The 2589-nt window shown below is 72.0% G+C and carries 4 protein-coding genes and 1 pseudogene; 2 read left to right on the forward strand and 3 right to left on the reverse strand.

Annotated features, from left to right (window positions below; translation table 11 throughout):
- The 3 genes from B7767_RS13095 to B7767_RS13105 all read right to left on the reverse strand — a co-directional run.
- The coding region (locus B7767_RS13095; RefSeq protein ID WP_143652398.1) for an ANTAR domain-containing protein at window positions 1–218 on the reverse strand (218 nt) is incomplete at its 3' end.
- 115 nt (window positions 219–333) lie between these two features.
- Window positions 334–708, reverse strand: a complete 375-nt coding sequence (locus tag B7767_RS13100) for a hypothetical protein (protein ID WP_085572341.1) — start codon at window positions 706–708, stop codon at window positions 334–336.
- A 292-nt stretch (window positions 709–1000) separates the two neighbouring features.
- Window positions 1001–1918, reverse strand: a complete 918-nt coding sequence (locus B7767_RS13105; protein ID WP_085572342.1) for a MurR/RpiR family transcriptional regulator — start codon at window positions 1916–1918, stop codon at window positions 1001–1003.
- A gap of 171 nt (window positions 1919–2089) precedes the next feature.
- On the opposite strand from B7767_RS13105, the gene B7767_RS46355 reads away from it, so the two are divergent.
- Together B7767_RS46355 and B7767_RS13110 are read left to right on the forward strand one after the other, a co-directional pair.
- Window positions 2090–2251, forward strand: coding sequence for a hypothetical protein (locus B7767_RS46355; protein ID WP_179167134.1), 162 nt, complete (start codon window positions 2090–2092; stop codon window positions 2249–2251).
- A 100-nt stretch (window positions 2252–2351) separates the two neighbouring features.
- Window positions 2352–2589: pseudogene (locus B7767_RS13110) on the forward strand (FhaA domain-containing protein); the annotation flags it as partial.

A 2589-nucleotide genomic window follows, 5' to 3' on the forward strand; every position in this document is an offset into this window, starting at 1 on the left:
CGGGCCGCCTTGGCGCGCTGGAGCAGGGTCTCGCCGGCGGCGTCGGCGGAGCATCCGCTCAGCGCCATCACGACGCCCTTGGCCCGCTCCACGACGGCCGATGTCGCGGCCTGCTCGCGCAGCCGGTCCATCTCGGCACGTTGCCGGGCGACGACCCTGGCCAGTTCCGCCAGGTCCGGCGCGGCTCCGGGTCCCACCGGGACAATGGGCTCCCTCATCACGCGATGAGCATCGCACAGGTATCCCGCTTCGTTGACCGGCTTGGTCGTCCGGAATCCGCTGGCGGCCCCGACCAGGGGGTCACGACCCGCGCACCGGACGGGGACCGCGCGGTCAGCGGCCGGACTCGGCCAGGGCCCGGGTGACCGCCCGTACGCTGCGGGCGATGTGCTGGAGCTGGGTGACCTCGGCCGCGTAGAGCTTGATCGTGTGCTCGATGACCCCTTCGCGCAGTCCGGCCCGGGGCAGGTCGGACCGGGCGGTCTGCAGGGCGGTGCGGGCCACCCGGATCTCGTGCTCGACCTGGATCTGGGCGTGCCGGGCCAGCAGGACGGGGTGCCGGACGAACGCCGGGTAGCTCGCGTAGCGCGCGGGCACCAGCTCGCGCAGCCACTTGGCCGCCGAGCGTTCCCAGTCGTAACTGCCGGGGGTCTTGACCTGGCAGGGCCAGTCGGGACCGAGCCGCGTGGTCGTCAGGGGCATGATCATCGCTTCCGGGTGTACGGCGTCGTGCGGAGGGACGACGGAGTGGGGCGGCCCCGGCCTAGGGGATGACCGGGGCCGCCACGAGTGGCCGGGCAGGGGATGCCCGGCCGAACACCCCGGCCGCCGGAGCGGGCAGGTGCCGGCGGCTTCGGGTGTCCGTGCAGGCGCCCGGTGCTGAGCGGCCGGGCCGTGATCCGTGAGCAGTATTTATATATGCCATCTGGTTTGCAAGACGTATGAAAACATTCATGCGCGCTTTGATGTGGGCGTTCTCCGTAGGGCGACCCCGGCGGGGTCAGTCCCTGAGGAAGAACTGGTGTTCGTCGGCGACGTGCTCGTACTCGTCGAGCCGGGCCTGCGTCCGCTCCGGATCCGCGTCCGTCATGGCCTGCAGCAGCGCCGCGCACATCACGACCGGAGCGGCGTAGGAGTCGAACACCAGCCGGGACCCGGTGCCGGTGGCGAAGGTGACGTCGGCCTCGTCCACGATCGGGCCCAGCGCCAGATCGGTGATCAGCGCGACCTTCAGCCCGGCGCTGCGGGCGACCCGCACCGCGGTCAGGGTCTCCTGGGCGTGCCGCGGCATGGAGAACGCCAGCACCCAGCTGCCGCCCGCTTCCCGCGACTGCAGCAGCGCGTCGTAGGCGACGCTGCCGCCCAGCGTCACGAGCCGGACGTCCGGATGGATACGGCGGGCGGCGTAGGCGAAGTACTCGGCCAGGGAGACGGAGATGCGCAGCCCGAGCACGGTGAGCGGAGTGGACGCGGACAGCCGGCGGCCGACCTCGATGAACCGGTCGGCGTCGGCGAAGTCCCGCCGCAGGTTCTCCAGGTTCTCGATCTCGGCGTCCACCGCCGCCTGCAGCTCGTTGCCCCGCGCCTCCTCGGCGGGACCGCCGGAGCGGGTGCCGAGCGTGATCGACTGGAGCCTCTCCCGCAGCGCGGGGTAACCGCTGAAGCCGACCGCCGAGGCGAACCGGGTCACCGAGGGCTGGCTCACCCCGGCCCGGTCCGCGAGATCCGTGATCGACAGGAACGCCGCCTCGGCGATGTGCTCGATCAGGTACTGGGCGATGCGCCGCTGGCCGGGGGAGAGCCGGGGCCGGTCGAACAGCGTGCGGAGCTGGGCAGTGGGGGACACCTCCGGCTCCCGGCCCGCCTTCCCCGAGGTGATCGCGGATGCCTGTGCGCGTGCCTGCTGCGGCGATCGCACCGGTGCGCCTCCTTCGTCTCCCACGAGGGTTCAACATAGCCCACCCGCCGTGGTGACCAGGCTCCTCACCGGAGCACACCGGACCGCTCCACCGGGGATATCCGCGCCTCCCGGGGGAACCCGACGGCACAGCGAAGCAGAAACCCCACGACACACCAGGAGCCACCGGACATGACCGTCCCCGAGGAGAACCGGCCGAAGACCCGGGACACCGACGACGTCGTCGAACAGCGGCAGGACAAGGAGACACGCGATCAGGGCGGCACCGGCCGCACGATGCGCGAGGCACTGGAGGAGGCCGAGATCAAGCCCGACGACTTCCAGGAACGCTAGACCACACCCACCGTGCCCCGCCCCGACTACGCCCCGAGCAGGTGAAAGCATGAGCGCCCTGAGCGCGCTGGAAGACGCCCTGGAGAACCGATGGGAAGCGCTGTGGGCGCGGCTGTTCGGTCGGGAACCGGTCGAACTCGTCGACGCCCTGCGGCGCGAGTGCGACAGCCACGCCGTGGTGTGCCGGGCGGGCCGGGTGTTGGTCCCCAACGCCTACGACGTGGAACTGGCCGAACCCGTGCACGAGGAGCTGACCCGCCGCGGCAGCCGCGTGGGACAGGCGCTCACCGACCGGCTGGCCCGGCACGCCGCGCGTCACGGCTACGAATGGGCGGGCC

This window comes from Streptomyces sp. 13-12-16 (assembly GCF_002114215.1).
Lineage (GTDB): Bacteria > Actinomycetota > Actinomycetes > Streptomycetales > Streptomycetaceae > Streptomyces.

Bases quoted from the DNA above. Each gene is read 5' to 3' on its own strand.
- B7767_RS13100 (WP_085572341.1), bottom strand. From the start codon at position 708: ATGATCATGCCCCTGACGACCACGCGGCTCGGTCCCGACTGGCCCTGC.
- B7767_RS46355 (WP_179167134.1), top strand. From the start codon at position 2,090: ATGACCGTCCCCGAGGAGAACCGGCCGAAGACCCGGGACACCGACGAC.